Consider the following 22891-nt stretch of genomic DNA (forward strand, 5'->3'; position numbering starts at 1 on the left):
GACGCGCGCGATCAATCGACCCACTCCACCCACAACACGGTCAGCACCGTCATCAGCGCCGGGCCGATGAAAAGGCCAAGCAGTCCGAACGTCTCGGCACCGCCGAGAATGCCGAACAGCACGAGCAGGAACGGCAGCCGCGCCGAGTTGCCGATCAGCACCGGCCGCACGAAGTGCTCGGCGACGAACACGACGACGAAGCCGAACGCCGCGAGCCCGATCGCCCAGCCGACCGCCCCTTGCACGAAAAGCCACAGTGCGGCGCCGCAGAACACGAGCGGCGCGCAGAACGGCAGCATCGCGGCGACAGCCGTGACGAGGCCGAGCAGCGCCGCGTGCGGCAGGCCGGCGAACGCGTACGCGACGCCGAGCAGCACGCCTTCGCCGAAGCCGACGACGACGAGCCCCGTCACCGTCCCGTACACGGCGGCCGCCATCCGCTGCAGCAGCGCGGCGCCGTTGTCGCCGAACGCGCGCCGCACGCCGGTGAGCAGCGCGCCCGACAGGCGCGGGCCCGCCTGAAAGATCACGAACAGCGTGACGAGCATGAAGCCGAACAGCACCGCCGCGTGCGCGATCCGCGAGCCGAAGTGCCGGCCGAACGTGACGACGGCTCCGTCGTCGACGCCCTTGACGGCCGCCTCCGGATGCAGCGGCTTCGCGAGATAAGCGTGCCACCACCCGCTCGCCTGCTGCGAGCCGAACGGCAGGTGCGCGAGCGCGTCGGGCGCGGGGATGCCGGTCTGCTCGGCGCGATGCAGCCAGCCGAGCAGCTCGTGGCTCTGATCGACCGCCTCGACGAGCCCCGCCGCGATGGGCACGACGACGAGCAGCGCGACCGCCGTCGTCAGCGCGGCGGCGACGAGCGTCGCGCGGCCGTGGAAGCCGGGATGCGCGTCGATGCGGCGCAGCGCCGGCCACAGCGCGATCGCGACGACGCATGCCCACGCGATCGCGGGAATGAAATCGCGGATCACCCACAACGCGAGCGCGACGAGCGCCGCATACAGCGCGCCGAGCGCGATCGACTGGGCCTTCGGACGGCCGGACGGCTCCGGCGGGACAGACGCGTTCTGAACCATGAGGACTCTTGGCGAAATGGGAAAGCGCGGCACGCGCCGCGACACCGCCATCTTAAAGGACGCGCGCGCCGCCGCCGGTGCGGCGGCCGACCGTTGCGCGCATCCGCCTTCAGTGCAGCGTTTTCGTCATGAACACGCGGCTCGTGCCGGGCGGATCGCACGGCACTTCGCCGAAGCGGCGCCAGCCGAACTTCTCGTAGAACGCGGGCGCCTGGAAGCTGATCGTGTACAGCACGGCCGCCCCGCAGCCGCGCCTGCGCCCTTCCTCCTCGGCGAGCCGCAGGATCTCGCGGCCGACGCCGTCGCCGCGCAGCGCGTCGGTCAGATAGAACAGGTCGACGAACATCAGGCCGAGCGACGTGCGGCCCGTCAGGCCGCCGAGCAGCGCGCCCGTGTCCGGATCCTTCGCGAACACGGCGAGCGGACGTTCGTCGTTGACGCCCGCGCGCTCGACGTTGTACACGGTCAGGCCCGCGCCGATGAATTCGATCTCCGCGGGTTCGGGGCGATCGGTGACGACGAGCGTGACGGGTGGCATGGCGATCCTTCGAGGCGTGGCGGATATCGAGGCGATGCGAACTGAGACGGCCATCTTAGCGTGCGCGCGCCGTCCGCTCAAACGCGCGCGTCCGCTCCGTCACGCGCCTTCGCCGCGCCCTTCGGCATCAGCCGACGACGTGATGGCCGCCGTCGACGTATTCGACGTTGCCCGTCAGCGCGGCCGCATCGTCGCTCGCGAGAAACGCGGCGACGTTGCCGACGTCGTCGATGTCGACGAGGCGATGCCCGGGCGTGCGCTCGCGGATGCGCTCGAGCAGCGCGTCGAAGCGGTCGATGCCGGACGCGGCGCGCGTCTTCAGCGGCCCGGGCGACAGCGCATGCACGCGGATGCGCCGCGGCCCGAGCTCCGCGGCGAGGTAGCGCACCGCGCTCTCGAGCGCCGCCTTCACCGGCCCCATCAGGTTGTAGTCCTCGACCACCCGCTCGGCGCCGTAGAACGTGACGGTCATCAGGCAGCCGCCGCTCGCCATCAGCGGCTCGGCGAGATGCGCGACGCGGATGAACGAGTGGCACGACACGTCCATCGCCATCGCGAAGCCCGCCTGCGAGCAGTCCGTCACGCGGCGATGCAGGTCTTCCTTCGGCGCGTACGCGATCGAGTGCAGCACGAAGTCGAGCCGTCCCCATTCGCGCCCGATGCGCGCGAACACGTCTTCGAGCTGGCCGGGCTCGCGCACGTCGCACCGCACGACGAGCTTGCTTTCGAGACGCTCCGCGAGCGGCCGGACGTAAGGCTCGGCCTTCGCGTTCAAGTAAGTGACCGCGAGCTCGGCGCCCTGCTCGCGCATGACCCTCGCGCAGCCGAACGCGATGCTGCTTTCGTTTGCAATGCCGATGATCAGGCCACGCTTCTGCTGAAGACGCATAGGGATCTCCTTCGACGGTCGTTCGATGGCGTGCGGGCGACGCGCCGGGCCGGGCCGGGCCGCGTGGCGAAGATCGGCGAGTCGATGCGAATCGACACATGCCCGTCACGAATGCCGTGCCGCCGTCCGCGCTCGCGCAGCACGCGGCCGCGCGTCGCTCGCCCGTCGACTGTCGGCGATCGATGCGGGCCGCGTGTTGATCGACATCAACGGGACACGGCTCGGCCGATGTCGTTTCGCTTGCGGAAAGCGGCCCGCTTCATCGCGAGCAGGCGCTGCGCGGCGCGATGCAAACGCCGCATGCGGGGCATGGCGGCATCGTGGCGGGCAAGCGCCGAGGGCGAACGATGTCGGACGATGCCGCACGCGAGCGCCCAAGGAAAACGGGCGGACGACGTGACATCGTCCGCCCGCCGCCGGGTCATGCTGCCGCCGCCACAATGCGACGCGACGCGCCGTGAAAGCCCGCTCGGGCGGCAGCGCGAGAGCCGTTTCGCACGCGCGCGGCGTCGAATCGTCGAGTGAACGAATCATCGAAGGCGCAGCGGCCAACGCGGACGCATCGTCGCCGCCCGGCCCGATGCGTCCGCGCCCGATCCCGTCACGCCGCGCGATAGCGCGCGAGCCAGTGCGCATACGGCGCGGGCAGCGTCCAAGCGGCGCGATCGACGCCGAGCTCGAGCGCCGCGCGATACGGCCAGTGCGGATCGGCGAGATGCGCGCGGCCGACCATCACGAGATCGAGCTGCCCGTCCTTGACGACGCGCTCCGCGAGCGCCGGCGTATCGATCCCCCACGCGGACGCGACGGGCAGCTGCGCTTCGCGACGCACGCGCTCGGCGACCGGCGCGAGAAACGCGGGCCCCCAGGGAATCTGCGCTTCGGGCGTCGAGAAGCCGACCGTCACGCTCAGCAGATCGAGCCCTTCCTGCTTGAAACGCTTCGCGAGCTCGATCGACTCGGCGAGCGTCTCCTCGTCGCGGCCGTCGTACTCGATCACGCCGAAGCGCGCGGTGAGCGGCAAACGCTCGGGCCACACTTCGCGCACCGCCGCGAGCGTCTCGACGAGAAAGCGCCCGCGATTCTCCGCGGAGCCGCCGTACGCGTCGGTGCGGCGATTCGAATGCACCGAGAAGAAGCTCTGCGCGAGATAGCCGTGCGCGAAATGCAGCTCGAGCCACTCGAAGCCCGCGTCGAGCGCGCGCTTCGCGGCCGCGACGTAATCGGCCTTCACGCGCGCGATGTCGTCGGCCGTCATCTCGCGCGGCACCTTCGGCAGATGCGCGCCGTACGGCACCGCCGACGGCGCGATCGTCTGCCAGCCGCGCGGATCGCCGTCGGCGATGTGGTCGTCGCCTTCCCACGGCCGGTTCGCGCTCGCCTTGCGGCCGGCGTGCGCGAGCTGGATGCCGGGCACCGCGCCCGCCGCCTTGATCGCGTCGACCGAGCGTTCGAACGCGGCCGCCTGCTCGTCGTTCCACAGGCCGGTGCAGCCCGGCGTGATGCGGCCTTCCGGCGACACCGCGGTCGCCTCGGCGATCACGAGCCCCGCGCCGCCGCGCGCGACGCCCGCGAGATGCACGTGATGCCATTCGTTGGCGACGCCGTCCTCGGCGACGTACTGACACATCGGCGGCACCGCGATGCGGTTGCGCAGCTTGACGTCCTTCAACTGAAGCGGTTCGAACAATGCAGCCATTACTACTCCTTCGATGTTCGTGTTGCGGGTCGGTGAGGTGATTCGGTGATGCGATGTGACGCGACGCATGCGTCGCGTGCGGCGCGCTGGATGGCCGCCCGCGCGGCGCGTTACTTCTCGAGCAGTTCGAGCAGCGCTTCGGCGACGGGCTCCGACGACGCCGGGTTCTGCCCGGTGACGAGCAGCCCGTCGACGACGACGTGCGGCGCCCAGTCGGCCGCGCGCGAATAGTCGCCGCCGTTCGTCTTCAGCATGTCCTCGACGAGGAACGGCACGACCTCGGTGAGCGCGACGGCCGCTTCCTCGCTGTTCGTGAAGCCCGTGACCTTGCGGCCCTTGACGAGCGGCGCGCCGGACGCGTCCTTCACGTGGCGCAGCACGCCAGGCGCGTGACAGACGGCCGCGACCGGCTTGTTCGTCGCGACCGCGCGCTCGATCAGCGCGATCGAATGACGGTCCTCGGCGAGATCCCACAGCGGACCGTGGCCGCCCGGATAGAACACGGCGTCGTAATCGTCGATCGACACGTCGGCGAGCTTGCGCGTCGACGCGAGCGCGGACTGTGCTTCGGGGTCCTTGTCGAAGCGGCGGGTCGCGTCGCTCTGCGACGCCGGATCGCTGCTCTTCGGATCGACGGGCGGCAGCCCGCCGCGCGGCGACGCGAGCGTCAGCTCGGCGCCCGCGTCCTTCAGCGCGTAGTACGGCGCGGCCAGCTCCTCGAGCCAAAAACCGGTTTTCTTGCCGGTCGCGCCGAGTTCGTCGTGCGAAGTCAGGACTACGAGAATCTTCATTTGGATGCCCTCCTTGAAGCGTTGGATTCAAGCGGCGCGGCCCGCCCGGGCCCGCCGGTCACGCGTTTGCGACGCAATCGGAGATTCGTTTGCTGCGCACGGCTCGCCGCCTGCATGCGGCGCGCCACGTCGGGCGTCGTTGTCACGGTCTCCGTGACGCCACGTGACGTCACGTCGCCTCGCGACGGTCGCGTCGCAACGACGCGCGGCGTCCGGCGATCGAGCGCCGCCGTCGCACCCCTCTCCCGCCGCATGACATCGCGGACGAGCGCGCCGGCCGCCATGTCATCGTCGAACGGCGGCGGCTTCGCGTCGAGCCCTTCGCCACCCGCGCGGGTGTGCGTCATCGCCGCATCGGCCCATGCGCCGAACCGGATCCGGACTGCGTTGCGATCATCGAAATGCAACATGTCACGCGCCTGCTATTAGACCAGTCGTCTAGAAAACGATCGTAAAAAACGCGACGGCGCGACGTTCATCGTACGCGCCGCCGCGCATCGAAATTCGTGCTCAGCGCGCCCCTGGCAGACCGAGGATGCGGCGGGTGGTCGCCATCGCGGTCGCGAGCGGCGCGCCGTTGCGCCGGATCTTTTCGATCAGCGTCGCGCCGACCCACAGCTCGTAAAGCGTCGCCGCCGTCTGCTGCGGATCGAGATCGACCTGCAGCGAACCGTCCTCGAACGCCGCCGCGATGCACGCGGCGAGCCGCGCGACGATCTGCGTCGTGCCGCGATCGAGCGCCGCGCGCATCGCCTCCGACAGATCGCAGACCTCCGCGCCGAGCTTGACGACGAGGCACTTGCCCTCGGGATCGTTGCCCGCTTGCATGTCCTGCCATTGGCTCCAATAGCGCATCAGCCGATCGGCCGCCGGGCCGGAGCCGCGCACGAGCAATGTGTCGAGATGCGCGAGGTAGTCGGCGAAGTACGACTCGAGGATCGACTCGCCGAATGCCTCTTTCGACCCGAAATAATGGTAGAACGATCCTTTCGGGACGCCGGCCGCCGCCAGAATCTCGTTCAGACCGACGCCCGTGAAGCCCTTGCAGAGCATGATGGGCTTGGCGGTGTCGAGGATGTGCTGCCGCACGTCGGCGGTGGTGGCTGCTGCGTTCATGAGGGCGGATGATAGCGCGGGATTAGACCAGTCGTCTAGAACGCGTTGAATGTCCCCGCTGCTCGTGTGGAACGGGGCCGAAAGCGAAACAGGTGACGGACGACGGAGTTCGATCACCGCTCGTCGCACCTTTTGCCGTGCAGCGTCAAATGCATCTTTCACCCGATACGGCTCAGTCCGCGCTGTAGACGGTCAATCCTTCCATCGGACCCATTGCCGCCTCCCACGGACGCGCCGCGATGGCTCGCATCGCTTCCTCATAGCCCGCACGCTGGCGGGCAGCGATGCCGGCCGGGGTGAAATCGATGTCCTTCAACTGGTTGTCCCCGTCGAGCCGAGGCGCGGCGAGCTTGATCAGGCGCATCTGGGTCTGGCAGCCCCAGGCGGCCAGCTCCCTGACCTCGGCCGTCGCCCGCTCGGCTTCGGGCAAGCGCTTGACCAGTTCGCGGATCACGTGGCGCAGACGATGTATCTGCTGCTGACGCGCGATATGACTATCGGTGCGGCTCGCGTACTGGATGTCTTTTTGTCGCTCCGATATCTGCCATAGGCTTTCCGGTTCGGGGCCGGTCGGATTCCACATCTGCACCGAGAAGATGACCGAACTCTTGCGAGGGTGATCGTCCAGCACCACTTCGACCGGCGTGTTCGAATAGACGCCGCCATCCCAATAGGGCTCGCCATCGATCCGCACCGCCGGGAAAGCAGGCGGCAGCGCCCCCGAACTCATCACGTGCTCGACGGTCAGGCGCTGGTCGCGCGAGTCGAAATAGCGCATGGCGCCCGTGCAGGCGTTCACTGCGCCGATGGTCAGGCGCGGGTGCCCGGCGTTCAGCAGGTCGAAGTCGACCAGAGAAGTCAGCGTTTCGCGCAGCGGCGCCGCCAGGTAATACGACGCGCGATCCACGCCCAATCGGGCCAGCGGCCCGAGCCAGCAAGCCGGATTGGGCAGGAAGAACCCCGTGATGCCGCCGCCGATGATCATCAGCTCCGCAAGCGTCTTGTCCCAGCCGAGCCATGCGGCAGTCACGTCCAGGCGGGTCTGGTCGGTGACCCGATTCCAGAATTCCGCCAATCGTCGATAGCGGCGCTCCGGCGGATTCCCGACGATCAACGCCGCGTTGATCGCGCCGATCGAGGTGCCGACGACCCAGTCCGGCCGTATTCGGGATTCATCCAGCGCCTGGTAGACGCCGAGTTGGTAAGCGCCCAACGCACCGCCGCCCTGAAATACGAGAACGACTTGCCCCGGCAATTCCATCCGTGCTGGCTGACTCACGGTCATGGCTCGCCCCGCTGATTTGCTCCGCCGATACGACGTCGATGATGCGGCTCACGCGCCGTTGCGTCGTCGCCGCCGACGCAACCCGGGCCGGCCATCGATCGATTGCCCGAGTCGCATGCCGCTTTCAACGCATTGCTTCGCCGAATGCGACGTTTGGCCGGACCTCAATACCACGATCAAGTGTAGGCGATGAGCGCATGCACTCCGACGCTTGCCGACGAGGGGCACGCCAAATGCTTGCCGATCGTGGTCTCGAACATACGTGGAAGCGTGTCGATCGATGAACTGGCCGGGCGACAGCCCCATGTCGCTTCCACACGTTGACTGCCGCGCGCGCCGCGTGCCAACAGGCATTCGCGGTCCGCGGCGCTCAACGGTGTCGAATATTCACAAAGGCCGATTTTGCGACATGCGCCGCCATGCGCGCCTCGCATGCCGCGAGACGCGCTATGCTTCATTCGACCGACCTATCCCGACGAGGCTCGTCATCGTGCACGAAAGCGCCCAACCCGATCGCAATCCCCCCCTGTCCGCGCCGGGCCTCGCCCAAGGACGAAACCGCAGGCGCGTCACGCTACGGCTACGGCTTGCGACCGCGCTTGCTTCGTTGGCGAGCGCAATCGCGGCCGACGCGGCCCCGCCTCCATCGAACCTGATTCCCAAGAACGCCGAGCAAGCCTTCGCCACGACCGCCGCCGGCCTTCAAATCTATTCGTGCGAATACGACGGCAACCACCGTATCGCATGGGTGTTCCAGCACCCCGAAGCCACGCTGTACGACGCGTCCGGCGTCGCCGTGATCCGGCACGGCGCCGGCCCGTCGTGGGAAGCGCAGGACGGCAGCCGCATCGTCGGCGAGAAAATCGCCGACGCGCCGAGTCCGAACGCGGGCAGCATTCCTCAACTGCTCCTCTCGACGCGCGCGACCGCGAACGGCTCGCTCGCGTCCGTGCGCTACGTGCAGCGCCTCGACACGATGGGCGGCGCCGCGCCCGCGACGCCGTGCTCGGCCGAGCATCAAGTCGGCAGCTCGCCGTATTACGCGCATTACGTCTTCTGGAAGTAAGAGCAAGCCGGCTCATTCCGCGGCGATGACGGCGCGCGTCCGACGATGCGCGCCGTCATCGCTCATTCGTCCGGCCTCGCATCGACGCGGCCGGTTATCCGCTCACCCGCGGCTCTCGAGCCAATGCAGGCTGAACAATCGTGCGTCATCGACCCAAACCGTCCCCGGCGCAAACCCCGCCGATCGCGCCAGCTCGCGAAACCCGTCGACCGTGAACTTGTGCGAGTTCTCCGTATGCAGCGTCTCGCCGGCCTCGAACCGGAACGCATACCCGGCCACACGCACCGTCTGCGCGCGCCGGCTCACGAGATGCATTTCGATGCGCTGACGCTCGACGTCGTAGAACGCGCGATGCGCCCATGCATCGAGCGCGAAATCGGCACCCAGCTCGGCATTCGCGCGCGCGAGCAGATTCAGATTGAACGCGGCCGTCACGCCCGATGCGTCGTTGTACGCGCGATGCAGGATCGACACGTCCTTCACGAGATCGACGCCGATCAGAAGGCCGCCGCCCTTCAGCAACGAAGCGGCGCGCCGCAGGAACGCCGAAGCCTCGTCAGGCGAGAAATTCCCGATCGTCGATCCGAGAAAACACCCGACGCGCCTGCCTCGCACACGCTCGATCGCACGCATTTGATCGGACTGCAGATAATCGGCGACCACGGGCTGCACGTCGAGCCACGGATACGCGTCGCGCAGCGCGGCGGCCGCGTGCGCGAGATGGTCGGCCGAGATGTCGACGGGCAGGTAGCGCGCGGGCGGATTCGACGCCGCGCACGCATCGAGCAGCACGCGGATCTTCGACAGCGAACCCGCGCCGAACTCGATCAGGTTCGCGTCGCCGCCGATCTGCGCGGCGATCTCGGACGCGCGACGTTTCAGGATCGCGAGCTCGGTGCGCGTCGGATAGTACTCGGGCAGCTCGCAGATCCGATCGAACAACGCGGAGCCCGCCGCGTCGTAGAAATACTTCGGCGCGATGCTGCGCGGCGAGCGGCGCAATCCGGCGAGCAGGTCGCGGCCGAATGCGCTGTCGCGCATCGTTTCGATCGCCACGCCCGCGGCGGCTTCCATCCCTTCAGATATCTCTCGCAAGACGCACTCCCGTGAATTGCCAGCGCGCGGCCGGCGGAAAGAAGTTGCGGTACGTCGCGCGCGCGTGTCCCGGCGGCGTCGCCACGCTGCTGCCGCGCAGCACCTGCTGCCCGACCATGAACTTGCCGTTGTATTCCGCCGCCACGCCCGCCATCGGACGAAAGCCCGGATACGGATCGTACGACGAGCGCGTCCACTGCCACACGCGGCCCGTCATCTGCGCGATGCCCGGCGCATCGAACGCCGCCTCCCATTCGGCTTCGGTCGGCAAGCGCGCGCGCGCCCATTCCGCGTAAGCGGCCGCTTCGTAGAAACTCACGTGCGAGACGGGCGCGTCGCGCACGAGCGGCCGCAGCCCTTCGAATCCGAACTCGCGCCAGCCGAGCCCTTCGCCGCCGTCGGACGCGATCCAGTACAGCGGCGCCTTCAATCCGTCGCGCTGGACCATCGCCCAGCCGTCGGACAGCCAGCACTCCGGACGCGAGTAGCCGCCGTCATCGATGAACGCCGCGTATTCGCCGTTCGTCACGAGCCGCTCGGCGATCTCGTACGGCCGCAGGATCGTCCGATGACGCGGCCGCTCGTTGTCGAACGAAAAGCCGCGGCCGTCGTGGCCGATCTCGACGATGCCGCCCTGCCGCGGCAGCCAGCGCGCGGCGCCGTTCGCGCGCGGCGCGTCGTCGGCCGGCGTCGCGTCGCTTCGGTAGGCGGGCAGCAGCGGATTCAGCGAGAACGCGTGCAGGATGTCGGTGAGGATCAGTTCCTGATGCTGCTGCTCGTGATGCAGGCCGAGCGTGATCTCCGGCTCCATCGCGACCAGCGAAGGAAGATCGGCCGTGCGCAGCAGATCGAGCAGCGCGTCGTCGACGTGGCGCCGATAGCGATGCACGTCGTCGAGCGACGGGCGCGACAGCATCCCGCGCTGCGGCCGCGCATGGCGCGGGCCGAGCGCTTCGTAATACGAATTGAAGAGATATGGATAGCGCGAATCGAACAGCTTGTAGCCGCGCGCATGCCGCGCGAGGATCACGGTCTCGAAGAACCATGTCGTATGCGCGAGATGCCACTTCGTCGGGCTCGCGTCCGGCATCGACTGCAACGCCTGATCCTCCGCGGACAGCGGCTTCGCGAGCGCGACGCTGTAACCGCGCACGTCCGTGAAGCCGCGCGCGAGGTCCGACGCGAGACTGCGCGTCGATTCTTCGTTCTTCGTCATGTGCACCGTCCCGACTGGATGGTTCGCTCGCGCGCGTCACGCCTCGCCTGCGAACCCATGCAACAAAGAATAGGACACGCGCGCGACGCCGCGACCTGAATCGCGACGTCGCGCGCGACAAGCACCGCTTTCGCGGCTCGCCCCGTTTGTGTGGATGGCTACGGTGTCAGCCGATCGTGATCGAGTCGATGCGATCGGGATAGAACGCGAGATGGCCTGCGATCTGCTTCATCGCGTCGTGCGGCGTTTCATACGACCAAACCGCATTGACGCCGCGCTCGCCGGCCCCCTTGACGCTGTAGTACGACGCGTCGCCCTTATACGGGCAATGGCTCGTGTGCGTCGTGCGTTCGAGCCGCGACATGTCGACGTCCTTGCGCGGCACGTACTGCACGGGCGGATACGACGCCTCGCGCAGCGTGAGCGCGTCGCGCGAGTCGGCGAGCGCATGGCCGCCCGCCTTGACGACGACACGCTCGCCCGTCGCTTCGATCGTGATCGGATGGTCCGGGCCAGGAATCTTGACGGTATGGCTTGACTGGGTCATGAAAGCACCTCCGGTTGCGAAACGCGTCGAACTTCGGCGACATCCTACGCCGCTCGGGCGCGGCGGGCGACGCGCGAGCCGCGAATTCTGAAGTTGAAGCGAACGAACAATCACCGTTGCGAACGCCGTTAATTGCGGCTCGCGCGGAGATCGGACGACGATGCGCGCGGTTCGCTCCGAGGCTCGTCTTCGCAGATTTCGTTCCTGCGTGGCCGGAGCCATTCGATCGATGGCCGACGTGCGTCGCCTCTTCCGCATAGACCGCCGCGCTCGCCGAGGTTCCCTTCCGGCCCGTCGCGCGCAACGAACCGTTCACGAGCGCCGCCGCGCATCGCGCACATGCCGCACCCGCAAGTTTTTACTAAAAATGCGACAAATACATTAAATAAAACCATCACTCTGCAAATACCATAGCGGCCATCACTGGCAATGGCGTTTCGCACGGCGGTTATATACCGAACGAGCGCCCCTGATCGACCCTCGCGGCGAGCCGCACCGAAACGCCCGCCGCCTTCACTTCGCAGAGAGATTCATGCCCCGCCCCATCGTCGCCCGAATTCATCCCGACGCCGTCGCGCGCAACCTTGCAATCGTCCGGCAAAAAGCGCCGCGCTCGCGTATTTGGTCGGTCGTCAAGGCGAACGCCTACGGTCACGACATCGAGCGCATCTATCCGGCGCTCGCGGACGCAGACGGCATCGCACTCCTCGACCTCGACGAGGCGGTGCGCGTGCGCGAGCTCGGCTGGACGAAGCCGATCCTGCTGCTCGAAGGGATTTTCGAGGCGGCGGACGTCGAGATCGCCGACCGCCACCGGCTGACGGTCGCCGTGCACGGCGACGAGCAATTGACGCTGCTGGCGTCCGCGAAGACGACGCGGCCGATCGACATCCAGTTGAAGATGAACTCGGGGATGAACCGGCTCGGCTATCGGCCGGGCGCGTTCCGCGCCGCATGGGAGCGCGCGGCCGCCGCGCCGTCGATCGGCGACATCGCGCTGATGATGCACTTCGCGAACGCCGACGAAGGCGAGATCGACTGGCAGATGCGCGCGTTCGACGCGGCGACCGACGGACTGCCCGGCGAGCGCACGCTGTCGAATTCGGCGGCCGTGCTGTGGCATCCGCGCGCGCATCGCGACTGGGTGCGGCCCGGCACGATCCTGTACGGCGCGTCGCCGACAGGCGCCGCCCGCCACCTCGCCGACGTGCCGCTGCAACCGGCGATGACCGTCACGAGCAAGATCATCGGCGTGCAGACGCTCGCGGCAGGCGAGACGGTCGGCTACGGGCGCCGCTTCACGGCCGAGCGCGAGATGCGCATCGGCGTCGTCGCGTGCGGCTACGCGGACGGCTATCCGCGCCATGCGCCGACCGGCACGCCGATCGCGGTCGACGGCGTGCGCACGCAAGTCGTCGGGCGCGTGTCGATGGACATGCTGACCGTCGATCTCACGCCGTGCCCGAACGCGGGCGTCGGCTCGGCGGTCGAGCTGTGGGGCGCGCAGGTGCGCGTCGACGACGTCGCCGAGGCCGCGGGCACGATCGGCTACGAGCTGTTGTGCGCGCTCGCGCGGCGGGTGCCGGTCGCGGTCGATCCGTATTCGGCCGCGGCGGCACAGCCGGAGCATGCGCGAACGGGAAGCTACGGGCGCTGAGCGGAATCGGCCGGACGGCGGCGCGCCCGCGCATGCGCCCGAACGCCCCGCGCACTCACTCCCGCCAACGCGCCGGCCGCTTCTCGAGAAACGCGTCGATGCCCTCGCACGCGTCCGCTTCCATCATGTTGCGCGCCATCACGTCGGACGCGTAAGCGTACGCGTCGTCGAGCGGCATCTGCCGCTGCCGGTAGAACATCGCCTTGCCGTAGCGCACCGCGGCGGGGCGCTTCGACACGATCGCCGCGACCGTGCGCGCGACGGCCGCATCGAGCGCGTCCTCCGGCACCGCCTCGTTGACGAGCCCCCGGTCGACGGCCGTCGCCGCATCGACGAAGCGCCCGGTGACGAGCATGTCGAACGCGCGCTTCGTCGACACGTTGCGGGAAAGCGCGACGGCGGGCGTCGAGCAGAACAGTCCGACGTTGATGCCGGACACCGCGAAGCGGGCCGTGTCGGCGGCGATCGCGAGATCGCACGACGCGACGAGCTGGCAGCCCGCCGCCGTCGCGATCCCGTGCACGCGCGCGACGACGGGCACGGGCAGCGCCTGAATCGCCTGCATCACGCGGCTGCATCGGCCGAACAAGTCGCGGTAGTACGCGAGATCGGGCGTGCCGCGCATCTCGCGCAGGTCGTGGCCCGCGCAAAACGCGCGGCCCTCGGCGGCGAGCACGACGCAGCGCACGTGCGGATCGTCGGCGAGCGCGGCGAGCTCGCGCTGCAGCGCGTCGAGCAGCGCCTCCGACAACGCGTTGAACTGCGACGGCCGGTTCAGGCGCAGCGTCGCGACGCCGTCGCGATCGTCGCGCAGCAACGGCGGCGCCGACGCCTGGCTGGATGGTTCCATGTCGTCCTCCTCGATTGGCACGTGGACCGGTGCGGGCCGGCGCGGGCCGGCGCGGACCGCGGCCTCGCCCGGCGCGTTTTCGACAAAGGTATACGGTATCCCGACCGAATCAAACTGCGTCGCGTCAAGCGATGCGCGCAGGCCGATCCGCCGATGCGGCGAAAAACCGACACCGCCCGCCGGAGATCGCCGGAGCGGTGGACATCGCCGGAAAAAGCTGTATATTCATACAGCTCGCGCCGCCGGCGATCCATGCGAAAATCGCGTGCCGCCGGATAGTCCGACGGGCCGCTCGCCCATCGGCGAGGCGGCCGAAGTCGATCGGGCATCGCGAGACGGGCCACGGAGAAGACAGAGTGAAACGAGTTGGATACGGGTTGCTGTTATTGGCTTTCACTTCCTCGACGTTCGCAAGCGAGCGATACGTCGAGATCTGGAATCCGCCCGAAGCGCGCACCGGCTCGAGCACCGGCGCGCGCCACGATCCGTCCGCCCGCAAGCCGGCGCCGGCCGCGAAGCGCAAGCGCGTCGCGCCGCGCGTCGTGGAAGCGCGGATGCATCATCCGCCCACTGCCGTGAAGATCGCGCCGAAGCCGCGCGCGATCGACGACGACATGCCGCGCGCGACGCCTGCGCCGCCCTCGCCCGCCGCGCCCGACATCCCCCGCCAATTCACGCCGGACGGCAACGTGCTGCGCGTCGGCACGCGGGGCTACGGCGTCGAAGTGTCGCGCTGAAGGCCGTCGATCGCGGCTGCGCGTCGACGCGCAGCCGATCACGCGGATGCGACGAAGACGGTTCGATCGCCTCGCCCTCGCATGCGGGCCGCAAAACGGCCCGATCATCGATGCATCCTCCATCCTCCGCCCGCGCCCGGTGCAGCACATCGATGCGCGCCCGTCGCCAATAGACGAACGCTGAACGAACGCCGCTCGCATCGCGTGATCGCCGCCATCCGCACGGCCGGGTGAACGACGCGCGGCGCGCGGCGTGCACATCCTCCACGCAAGAAAATGCGCCGTTCTTCCGCTGTCGAATGCGGCCGAATACGGCACGCCGCGCACGCCAATCGGCAACACACGAAAACCGAACGCACTCGTCGCGCGCCGCGACATCGCCGCCATCCGCACGGATGAGCGAGAGCGAACGACACGCGCACGCACATGTCGCGCGCACCAAAAAAACAGCCGGCCCGAAGGCCGGCTGCTCGCTCGACTTCCCGCGCGACGCAAGCGCCGCGCCGTATGCCGCGCTTAGAAGCGGTGGATCAGGCCGACGCCGAGACCCACTTGGCTGCGCGACGACGACGGCGACGCGTTGAAGCCGTCGCCGATCGACGCGGTCGCGTCGATGATCTTGCCGCCCGCGAGCGTCTTGCCGTTCGCACGCTGATACGCTTCGACCGCGTAGAGGCCGGTGCGCTTCGACAGGCTGTAGTACTGCGACAGCGTGAACTGATGGTACTGCGCCGCGCTCGTGATGCCGTTCGACTGGGTCGCGCGCGTGTACGCGTAGCCGCCCGCGAAGTCCCACGTCGCCGACGGCTTGAAGTGCAGCACCGCGCCCGCGGTATTGAAGATCGCGGTGTTGCGGAACGTCGAGTTCACGCCCGGGATGTATTGCACGTTCGAGTACGACACCGACACGTCCCACGCCGACGAGAACTGATAGCCCGCCGTCACCGCGACGCGCTGCTGCGCCTGCGCGGTCGTATAGCCGTTGTTGATCGCCGAAATGGCCGTCTGCGCGCCGCCGTTCGACGTCGCCGAATTCGCGCCCCACACGGTGCCGCCGCCCGGCGTCGAGTTGTTCACGCGCTGGAACGCAGCGGCGATGCCGAGCGGACCGTTCATGTACTGGATGCCCGCGCTCCATGTCGAGCCGGCGTTCACGCTGCCCGGCTGGCCGCCGAACGCGTACGAGCCGCCGAACGTGAAGCCGTAGAACTTCGGCGACATGTAGACGAGCGAATTGTTCGTGCGGTAGCTGGTGTCGAGCGAATCGATGTCGCCCGGGTGCGCGCCGAAGTAGCCGGTGAGCCAGGTCGTCGGGCTGTACGGCGACAGCAGCGTGTAGTACGCGGTGTATTGACGGCCGGCCGTCAGCGTACCGTACGCCGGGTTGGTCAGGCCGACCCACGCCTGACGCGTGAAGATGCCGCCCGCAAATTGCGACGTGCCGTTGGCCGTGCTGAAGCCCGACTCCAACTGGAAGATCGCCTTCGAGCCGCCGCCCAGGTCTTCGCTGCCCTTCAGGCCGAAGCGGCTGCCTGCCCACACGCCCGTCGACATCTTCACTGCCGAGTGGCCGCCCGTCGTCGAACCGAGCGACGTGCTGCTGTTCTGATACGCGATACCGTTATCGACGATACCGTAAAGCGTCACGCTGCTCTGAGCGTGCGCCGTGGCGACAGCCGCCAATCCGGCGGCCGTCATCGCGACCGCTGTGCGCTTTTTCATTGATTCTCCGTCCTCAAGAAATTCTTCTGGTGTGTCATGCGCATGGTCTGTCCATGCGGCCGCCATTCTCACCGATTCGTCGTTGTTGCAAAACGGAGAATAAAGATTCGTAGGCTCCGCGCAACGCAGGAATTCACTAACTAGTTAGTTTTAACGCTGCACCGGCAAGGGTTTGGCGCGCGTATGCGCCAATAGTTGGAACCGGTTCCCTCCGACCCGGTATTTACCCGAATTTACATTCACACAGTCCTTCCAGATGCCTTCCAGAAAGCTTTCGTGTGACGATTCGAGACCTCCGGAGCCGTGCGCCGATGCGGTCAAGAACTCGGCCGCTCAAGCGCCTGGAAGCTTGAGTGCCCGGCTGGCGACGCCCGGGCCCATGCGGCCACGATGCCCGATGTCAAGGGCTTGGCGCTTGACACTTCGGGCTTGACACTTGGGGTTTGAGCCTCTTCTCTCTTCTCTTCACACGCCGCGACTTGGGACTTGGGACTTGGGACTTGGGACTTGGGACTTGGGACTTGGGACTTGGGACTTGGGACTTGGGACTTGAACTTCGGATTTGAAACGGAGAACGGAGAACGGAGAACGGAGAACGCGGCATATCGGACTCGAACCCGAAGCCCAGAGCTTGAAGTTCAACCACCGAGCCGTCCCCGGCGAAGCGCGCCCGAACGAATCCCCACGAACGCCGAACTCGTCCGCCGTCACGCGCCATGCCGTGGCGCGATGTCGCGCCCGAGGATGTCGTGCGCCGTACGTCGTTACGACGCTCGTCGTCTTTCCCCGCTCATCGCCCGGTGCGTGTCGTGAGCTCGCAGCAGCGCCCGCTCGCAACACGCGCCCAGCGCATTCAAAGCACTTCGAAGCGATGCGTGCCGTCGCGCCCCAGTTGCTCGACGAGGCCGAATTCCCAATCGAGATACGCCTGCATCGCCTCCGCGGCGTTGCCGGTGCCCTCGTACGGACGCCGGTAGCGATCGATGCGCGGCGACGCGAGCCGCGTCTCGCCGCCCTCGACCGGCAGGCCCGCGGCGAGCCACGCAAGCGTGCCGCCGTCGAGCACGTAGACGGATGCGCCTTCCGGAAGCAGCCCGCGCAGATCGGCCGCCGCAAACGCCGCCAATTGTCCCGATCCGCAAGTCAGCACGTAGCGGCGCGCGCTCGGAATGCGCGTCAGCGCATCGCGAAGCTGCGCGCGCACCGCGTACCATGCACCGGGAATATGCCGCTTCACGTAATTCGCGCTCGTGGTGACGTCGATGACCGCGACGTCGGCCGATGCGTCGGCCGATCGCGCGGAACCTTCGGCAAGCGACTCGCGCCGCGCTTCGTCGGCTTGTTCGTCGGCTTGTTCGTCGGCTCGCCGACCCGCATTCTCGTCGACACCTTCGCGAGCAACTTCGCGCACGCGCGCATCTTGCGCACTCGCACCGGCCCGCGAAGCATGACCTTCGGCAAGCCGGTTCGCCGCATCGCCTTCCGCCGCCTTCACGCCGAGCCATTCCGCGAGCGTGTCGACCGATACCGTCGGGCTTTCCGCCGGCTGCGGCGTGCGCGCCGCCGGCTGCCCCCGCTCGCTGCGCTCGCGCGCGTCGGCCGGCTCGACGACGCTCACGTCCCAGCCCATCTGCGCCAGCCACGACGCGCTCATGTCGGCGCGCACGCCGTCGTCGTCCGCGAGCACGATCCGCGCGCCGCGCACCGGCGCGTGATGATCGGTCTCCTGCACGAGCTGGCCGCCCGGCGCGCTCGCGAATCCCGGCAGATGTCCGGCCGCGTATTCGTCCGGCGTGCGCACGTCGAAGCGATAGAGCGTGCGATCGTCGGACTCGAGCGTGCGCAGATCGCGCAACGCGATGCGCGCAACGCCCGCTCGCCGCGCGACGTCGCGCGCCGCCCGCCGTGCGGCCTCGCGCCGTTCGGCTTCGACATGCTCGGGAAAACGCCGCGACGCGCCGCGATCGAGCGTCTGCCCGGCGAGCGTCCAGCCGATCGTCCCGTTGCGCAGCGCGGCGACCGGGTTCGGCAACCCCGCGTTGATCAGCGACTGCGCGCCGATGATGCTGCGCGTGCGCCCCGCGCAGTTCACGATCACGCGCGTCGCCGGATCGGGCGCAAGCTCGCGCACGCGCAGCACGAGCTCGGCGCCCGGCACGCTCGTCGCGGTCGGGATGCTCATCGTCTGGTATTCGTCGAAGCGGCGCGCGTCGACGATCACGACGTCGGCCCGCGCGTCGATCAGCTGCTTCACTTCGTGCGCGGACAGCGACGGCGTGTGCCGCTTCGCGTCGACGAGCTCGCCGAACGCCTTGCTCGGCACGTTGACGTCGATGAAGAGCTCGCCGCCCGCCGCCTGCCAACCGGCGAGCCCGCCTTCGAGCCGATGCACGCGCGTATAGCCGAGCGCCGCGAGCACGGCGGCCGCGCGCGGCGCGAGATCTTCGCCGAGCGCTTCGCCGTAGATCGCGATCGTCGTGTCGCGGCGCGGAATGCGCGTCCACGCTTCGAGTTCGAGCTTCGACAGCGGAAAGTTCGCGGCCCACAACGGATGGCCGTGCGCGTACGGATCCTCTTCGCGCACGTCGATCAATGCGATCTCGGCGCCTGCGAGCAGCGCGGCGCGCACGTCGGCGGCGGACAGCGTCGGGAGGCACGCGTGCGCGGAATCGGACGCGGACGCCGCAGCGGAATCGCACGTGGAATCGCACGTGGAATCGGACGTGGAAGCGGACGTGGAAGCGGACGTGGAAGCGGACGTGGAAGCGGACGTGGAAGCGGCATCGCGATGCGAAGCGGATGAAAGATCGGTCACGGAATCGATGCTCATCGGATCAGGACAATGGAAAGTATGGACGACGGACGATGCGCCGCGCGACGTTGCTGCGTATCGAAGCGCGGCACGAGAAAAGAACCGATCGATCGAACGCATGCGCGACGTCGCCGAATCGAATCGGCATGCGTCGCGCGCCGCGATGCCGGCTCGAAACAAAACACGCCGAGCGGCGAAACTTCGCGGCACGGCGCGCATATGCGCACGACATGCGAAACGAAGCAAGCGAGCGGCCCGCGCGCACCGCCTTCGCGCCGGATCGAACGATCGGCCATGCCGACATGCGCTCCACACGCACCGACGACCCATGCCGTGCGGCGCGACGCCGAAGCGCATCGACTCCCGGCGCGCAACGCGGTGCCGGCGCAAGCCGACGCACGGCATGCGACGTGCGACGAACGCGACACGACGCGCCGCTCGCCGCGCGACGCCGGCAGCGCCGCCGAATCATGCCGCGCGCGCCGAAGCCCGGCCACCCGAAGCAAGCGCTCAAGCGACATCGACACGCGAGTACCCGGACACGAACGGCTTGCGCGCGCCGTCGTCGCGATAGACCGAGCGCTCGACCGCGCCGATGTCCGCGCCATAGACATGGATGCTGATCGACACGCGATCGGCGAACGCATTGCTCACGCGGTGGATGTCGCCGATCGCGGGCGACACGGCCTCGACGCGGCCCGGCTCGAGCCGCACCGCGTCGCCCGTGGGCAGCGGCCGGCCGTCATCGGGCGCGAGCGCATAAGGCTGCGAATACTCGGCGCCGCGCAACATGCCGATCAGCCCCCACACCGTATGGTCGTGGATCGGCGTCGTCTGCCCCGGCCCCCAGACGAAGCTCACGACCGAAAAGCGCGCGGCCGGATCGAGATGCAGCAGGAATTGCCGGTAGCGCTCGGGATCGGAACGGGCGTACGCGGCGGGCAGCCAGTCGTCGCGCGCGACGAGGTCCGCGAGCAGCGCCGCGCCTTCGCGGAGGATGCGCGGCTCGTCCGGCCGCGTGTCGACGAGCCGCTCGAACGCGGCGACGAACGCGCGCAGCGGCACGCTCGCGCGCAATGCAGCCGGAGAGGATTCGTTATGCAAAGAACGCGTGCTCATCGGCGGCCTCTTCGAATATGATTGTTCGACATGATGCACCTCAAACTCCATGCAAGACAAACATGAAAATAAGCGACATCGACGCCTATGCGGCCGTGGTCCGCTGCCAGTCGCTGAGCCAGGCGGCGGCCGAGCTCGGCCTCACGCAGCCGGCGATCACGCGCCGTGTGCAGAACCTCGAGGAAGCGCTCGGCGTCGAGCTGCTCGACCGCAACACGAAGCCGCCCCGCCCGACCGAGATGGGCTGGCGCGTGCACGATCAATGCCGCGCCGTGCTGCGCGAGATGCGTGCGCTGCGCGAGCTCGTCGCCGAGCCGCTGCCGCCCGCGGGCGCGTTCCGGCTCGGCGTCACGCACGGGATCGGCGAGCTGCTGCTGCTCGATCTGCTCGCGACGCTGCGCGACCGCTGGCCCGCGCTCGCGCCGCAGGTCGCGACCGGCTGGGGCGGCGCGCTGCTCGATCAGCTCGGCCGTGACGAACTCGACGCGGCGCTCGTGTTCCTCGCGCGCGAGATCGCGCTGCCGCCGAAGGTCGCGGGCGAGCGGCTGCTCGGCACGCGGCTCGTCGTCGTCGCGCGCAAGGGCGACTTCCCCCGTCGCAGCTACCGGCTCGCCGATTGCCATGCGGCCGGCTGGGTGCTGAACCCGGACGGCTGCGGATTCCGCGCAAGCCTGAAACGCGCGCTCGATGCGCAGCGGCTGACGCTGCGCGTCACGCTCGACACGTACGGGCGCGAGCTGCAGTTGCAAAGCGTCGCGAACGGGCTCGGCCTCGGGCTCGTGCCGCTGCCGCTCGTCGAGATCAGCCCGCTGCGCGACGCGCTCGACATCGTGCCGCTCGCCGATTTCAAGCCGCAGATCGATCTGTGGGCGCTGCGGCGCGCGGACGCCGCGCGGCTCGCCGCGCCGGCCGGCGCGATCGGTCAGCTCGCGCGGACGCGGTTTCGCGCGCTCGGCGATGCGCACGCGCCGCAGGCGGCAGTCGATGCGCGGACGTCGCGCGGACGAGCCGATCGCGGCGCGAAGCGGCGGCGCGATGCCGCGTGAGCTCGAATCTCTCCGCGCCCGTTCCTGCGCGCGCGCCGCACGCTGCGGCGCGGCGCTTCGCGCGCCGTCCAGCCGCGTCGCGCGGCTCACCGCTCGACTCATCGCGCATCGCCGTGTGCGGCGAACGCGGCGCGCCCCGCCGCGACGAGAATCGAATCGTTCTGCGGCGTGTGGATCCGGCTGCACAGCACGTCGCGGTGATGGCGCTCGAGCGGGTTGTGCCGGCTCAGCCCGTGATTGCCCGATAGCTGCAATGCGAGCTCCGTCACGCGGATCGCGTGGTTCGTCACCGTGAATTTGACGAGTCCGCTCGCGTCGGCGTCGGGCGGCGCGCCGGCGTCGGCGCGCGCGGCCGCATCGTCGAGCAGCACGCGGTTCGTCTGCAGCAGCGCGTCGATCTCGCCGACGATCTCCTGCACGCGCGGCAGCGTCGCGAGCGGCGCGCCGAGGCTCGCCGGCGCGCGCGACTTCGCGAACCCGACGACCCAGTCGCGCGCCGCCCGCGCGACCGCGTCGTACAGGCTGCCGAGCAGCACGATCATCCACGCCTGCTGGTCGGCATGCGCGTCGACGTCGGACTGGCTCGCGCCCGTCGGCGCCCACGCGTCGGGCGCGCGCAGATCGACTGCATGATCGAACGGAATCCGCGCGTCGTCGAACACGACCTCGTGGCTGCCGGATGCGCGCAGTCCGAGGTGATTCCAGCTTTCGATCACGCGGATGCCGTCGCCGTCCGCGCGCGCGCTCGCCGCATCGCGCGGCACGAGAAACACGCCGACGCGCGGCGGCGCTTCGTCGGTCCGCGCCCACACCGCGAGCCAGCGCAGCGCCGGGATGCCGGTGCCGTACAGCTTGTGGCCGCTGATGCGCCAGCCGTCGCCGCTGCGGCGCGCGACGGTCGTGGGGAGCCCGCCGCGCGCGGGCGAGCCGAGCTCGGGCTCGACGCGCAGCGCGTTGATCAGCGCGCCGTCGGCAGCGGCGCTCGCGAACACCGCGCGCCGCACGCGCTCCGGCCAGCGGCTGTCCGCGCGGCCGAGCGCGCGATGCTGCAGGTAGGTCATCGTCAGCACGAGCGCGGTCGCGGCGTCCGCACGGGCGATCGTGCCGACGATCCGGCGCGCGCGGGCGAGCGTCGCCCCGCCTCCGCCGTAGTCGCGCGGCGCGGCCTGCGCGACGAGGCCGTGCGCGTGCAGCCATTCGAAATGCGCGTGCGGGAAGCGGCCTTCCGCGTCGTGCCGCGCGGCGCGCTCGGCGATCCGCGGCGCGAGCTCGGCGAGGCTCGCGGCAATGCGCGCGTCTTCCGCATCCGCGATCGCCGCCGATTCGGACGAGGACCACACGGCGGCGGACGGCGCGCGCTCGTTCGATGCGCAATCGACGCAAGCATCATCGGGCCGCCGCGCGCCGTCGCCCGGCCCGCGGCCGGTCTCCAATCCGCCGTCGTGCAAGCCTGCTCGGCGCGCATCGCCCTGTTCGCGCGCGAAAGACGATTCGATAAAAAGAGAAGCCATCTGCGGACGTTCCGTCATCGAAGCCGATCTCGAAACCAGTCGATCGTCAAAAGAAGAAAACCGTCCGCCCGGCACGCGAACGAAACGGATCGTCCACAGCGTAAGCGTGCCGC

The 22891-nt window shown here is 68.9% G+C and carries 20 protein-coding genes; 4 read left to right on the forward strand and 16 right to left on the reverse strand.

Annotation, left to right across the window (positions count from 1 at the left end; translation table 11 throughout):
• Positions 1-11 precede the first annotated feature (11 nt).
• From BG90_RS28910 to BG90_RS28945, 8 genes are all read right to left on the reverse strand, one after another.
• Positions 12-1082, reverse strand: a complete 1071-nt coding sequence (locus BG90_RS28910; protein ID WP_045568501.1) for an AI-2E family transporter — start codon at positions 1080-1082, stop codon at positions 12-14.
• 109 nt (positions 1083-1191) lie between these two features.
• A complete protein-coding gene (locus BG90_RS28915; RefSeq protein WP_010108510.1) occupies positions 1192-1620 on the reverse strand; it encodes a GNAT family N-acetyltransferase in 429 nt (142 codons plus the stop codon).
• Between the two features lie 127 nt (positions 1621-1747).
• Positions 1748-2509 carry an enoyl-ACP reductase FabI gene (fabI, locus tag BG90_RS28920; protein WP_010118251.1) on the reverse strand — a complete coding sequence of 254 codons (762 nt, stop codon included), beginning with the start codon at positions 2507-2509 and terminating at the stop codon, positions 1748-1750.
• Positions 2510-3110: 601 nt separating this feature from the next.
• Positions 3111-4208, reverse strand: coding sequence for an NADH:flavin oxidoreductase/NADH oxidase (locus BG90_RS28925; RefSeq protein WP_010108506.1), 1098 nt, complete (start codon positions 4206-4208; stop codon positions 3111-3113).
• A gap of 110 nt (positions 4209-4318) precedes the next feature.
• Positions 4319-4999, reverse strand: a complete 681-nt coding sequence (locus tag BG90_RS28930) for a type 1 glutamine amidotransferase domain-containing protein (protein WP_010118247.1) — start codon at positions 4997-4999, stop codon at positions 4319-4321.
• Positions 4996-5409 carry a hypothetical protein gene (locus tag BG90_RS28935; protein WP_010118246.1) on the reverse strand — a complete coding sequence of 138 codons (414 nt, stop codon included), beginning with the start codon at positions 5407-5409 and terminating at the stop codon, positions 4996-4998. The genes BG90_RS28930 and BG90_RS28935 overlap by 4 nt, the downstream gene beginning before the upstream one ends.
• A 100-nt stretch (positions 5410-5509) precedes the next feature.
• The gene (locus BG90_RS28940; RefSeq protein WP_010108503.1) at positions 5510-6115 is read right to left on the reverse strand and encodes a TetR/AcrR family transcriptional regulator; all 606 of its coding nucleotides are present in this window, start codon (positions 6113-6115) and stop codon (positions 5510-5512) included.
• A 172-nt stretch (positions 6116-6287) separates the two neighbouring features.
• Complete coding sequence (locus BG90_RS28945) at positions 6288-7400, reverse strand: patatin-like phospholipase family protein (protein WP_025990179.1); 1113 nt, start codon at positions 7398-7400, stop codon at positions 6288-6290.
• A gap of 607 nt (positions 7401-8007) precedes the next feature.
• Here BG90_RS28945 and BG90_RS28950 point away from each other — a divergent pair.
• Positions 8008-8466: a DUF3455 domain-containing protein gene (locus BG90_RS28950; protein WP_010108500.1), complete on the forward strand. Its 459-nt coding sequence runs from the start codon at positions 8008-8010 to the stop codon at positions 8464-8466.
• Positions 8467-8568: 102 nt separating this feature from the next.
• Here BG90_RS28950 and egtD read toward each other — a convergent pair whose 3' ends face one another.
• The 3 genes from egtD to BG90_RS28965 all read right to left on the reverse strand — a co-directional run bounded on the left by egtD (position 8569) and on the right by BG90_RS28965 (position 11324).
• Entirely contained in the window at positions 8569-9540 is a 972-nt protein-coding gene (gene egtD, locus BG90_RS28955; RefSeq protein WP_010108498.1) for an L-histidine N(alpha)-methyltransferase, read from the reverse strand.
• A 4-nt stretch (positions 9541-9544) separates the two neighbouring features.
• Positions 9545-10777: an ergothioneine biosynthesis protein EgtB gene (gene egtB, locus BG90_RS28960; RefSeq protein ID WP_010108497.1), complete on the reverse strand. Its 1233-nt coding sequence runs from the start codon at positions 10775-10777 to the stop codon at positions 9545-9547.
• 166 nt (positions 10778-10943) lie between these two features.
• On the reverse strand, positions 10944-11324 hold the full coding sequence (locus BG90_RS28965) for a DUF427 domain-containing protein (protein ID WP_010108496.1): 381 nt from the start codon (positions 11322-11324) through the stop codon (positions 10944-10946).
• 532 nt (positions 11325-11856) lie between these two features.
• On the opposite strand from BG90_RS28965, the gene alr reads away from it, so the two are divergent.
• Positions 11857-12981, forward strand: coding sequence for an alanine racemase (gene alr / locus BG90_RS28970; protein ID WP_010118244.1), 1125 nt, complete (start codon positions 11857-11859; stop codon positions 12979-12981).
• 55 nt (positions 12982-13036) lie between these two features.
• Here alr and BG90_RS28975 read toward each other — a convergent pair whose 3' ends face one another.
• Positions 13037-13831, reverse strand: coding sequence for an enoyl-CoA hydratase (locus tag BG90_RS28975; protein WP_010118243.1), 795 nt, complete (start codon positions 13829-13831; stop codon positions 13037-13039).
• 386 nt (positions 13832-14217) lie between these two features.
• Between BG90_RS28975 and BG90_RS28980 the strand changes: the two genes are divergently transcribed.
• Positions 14218-14568 carry a hypothetical protein gene (locus tag BG90_RS28980; protein ID WP_010108493.1) on the forward strand — a complete coding sequence of 117 codons (351 nt, stop codon included), beginning with the start codon at positions 14218-14220 and terminating at the stop codon, positions 14566-14568.
• Positions 14569-15084: 516 nt separating this feature from the next.
• Here BG90_RS28980 and BG90_RS28985 read toward each other — a convergent pair.
• The 3 genes from BG90_RS28985 to BG90_RS29000 all read right to left on the reverse strand — a co-directional run bounded on the left by BG90_RS28985 (position 15085) and on the right by BG90_RS29000 (position 20221).
• Positions 15085-16290, reverse strand: a complete 1206-nt coding sequence (locus BG90_RS28985; protein WP_010108492.1) for a porin — start codon at positions 16288-16290, stop codon at positions 15085-15087.
• An 853-nt stretch (positions 16291-17143) separates the two neighbouring features.
• Complete coding sequence (locus BG90_RS28990; protein WP_107950984.1) at positions 17144-19120, reverse strand: rhodanese-related sulfurtransferase; 1977 nt, start codon at positions 19118-19120, stop codon at positions 17144-17146.
• A gap of 492 nt (positions 19121-19612) precedes the next feature.
• Positions 19613-20221: a cysteine dioxygenase family protein gene (locus BG90_RS29000; RefSeq protein WP_025990177.1), complete on the reverse strand. Its 609-nt coding sequence runs from the start codon at positions 20219-20221 to the stop codon at positions 19613-19615.
• A 62-nt stretch (positions 20222-20283) separates the two neighbouring features.
• Here BG90_RS29000 and BG90_RS29005 point away from each other — a divergent pair, with 62 nt between their 5' ends.
• Entirely contained in the window at positions 20284-21267 is a 984-nt protein-coding gene (locus BG90_RS29005) for a LysR family transcriptional regulator (protein ID WP_041281981.1), read from the forward strand.
• Positions 21268-21365: 98 nt separating this feature from the next.
• Here BG90_RS29005 and BG90_RS29010 read toward each other — a convergent pair whose 3' ends face one another.
• A complete protein-coding gene (locus BG90_RS29010) occupies positions 21366-22778 on the reverse strand; it encodes an acyl-CoA dehydrogenase family protein (RefSeq protein WP_082094647.1) in 1413 nt (470 codons plus the stop codon).
• Positions 22779-22891 lie beyond the last annotated feature (113 nt).

Source organism: Burkholderia oklahomensis C6786 (assembly GCF_000959365.1).
GTDB classification, from domain to species: Bacteria; Pseudomonadota; Gammaproteobacteria; order Burkholderiales; family Burkholderiaceae; genus Burkholderia; species Burkholderia oklahomensis.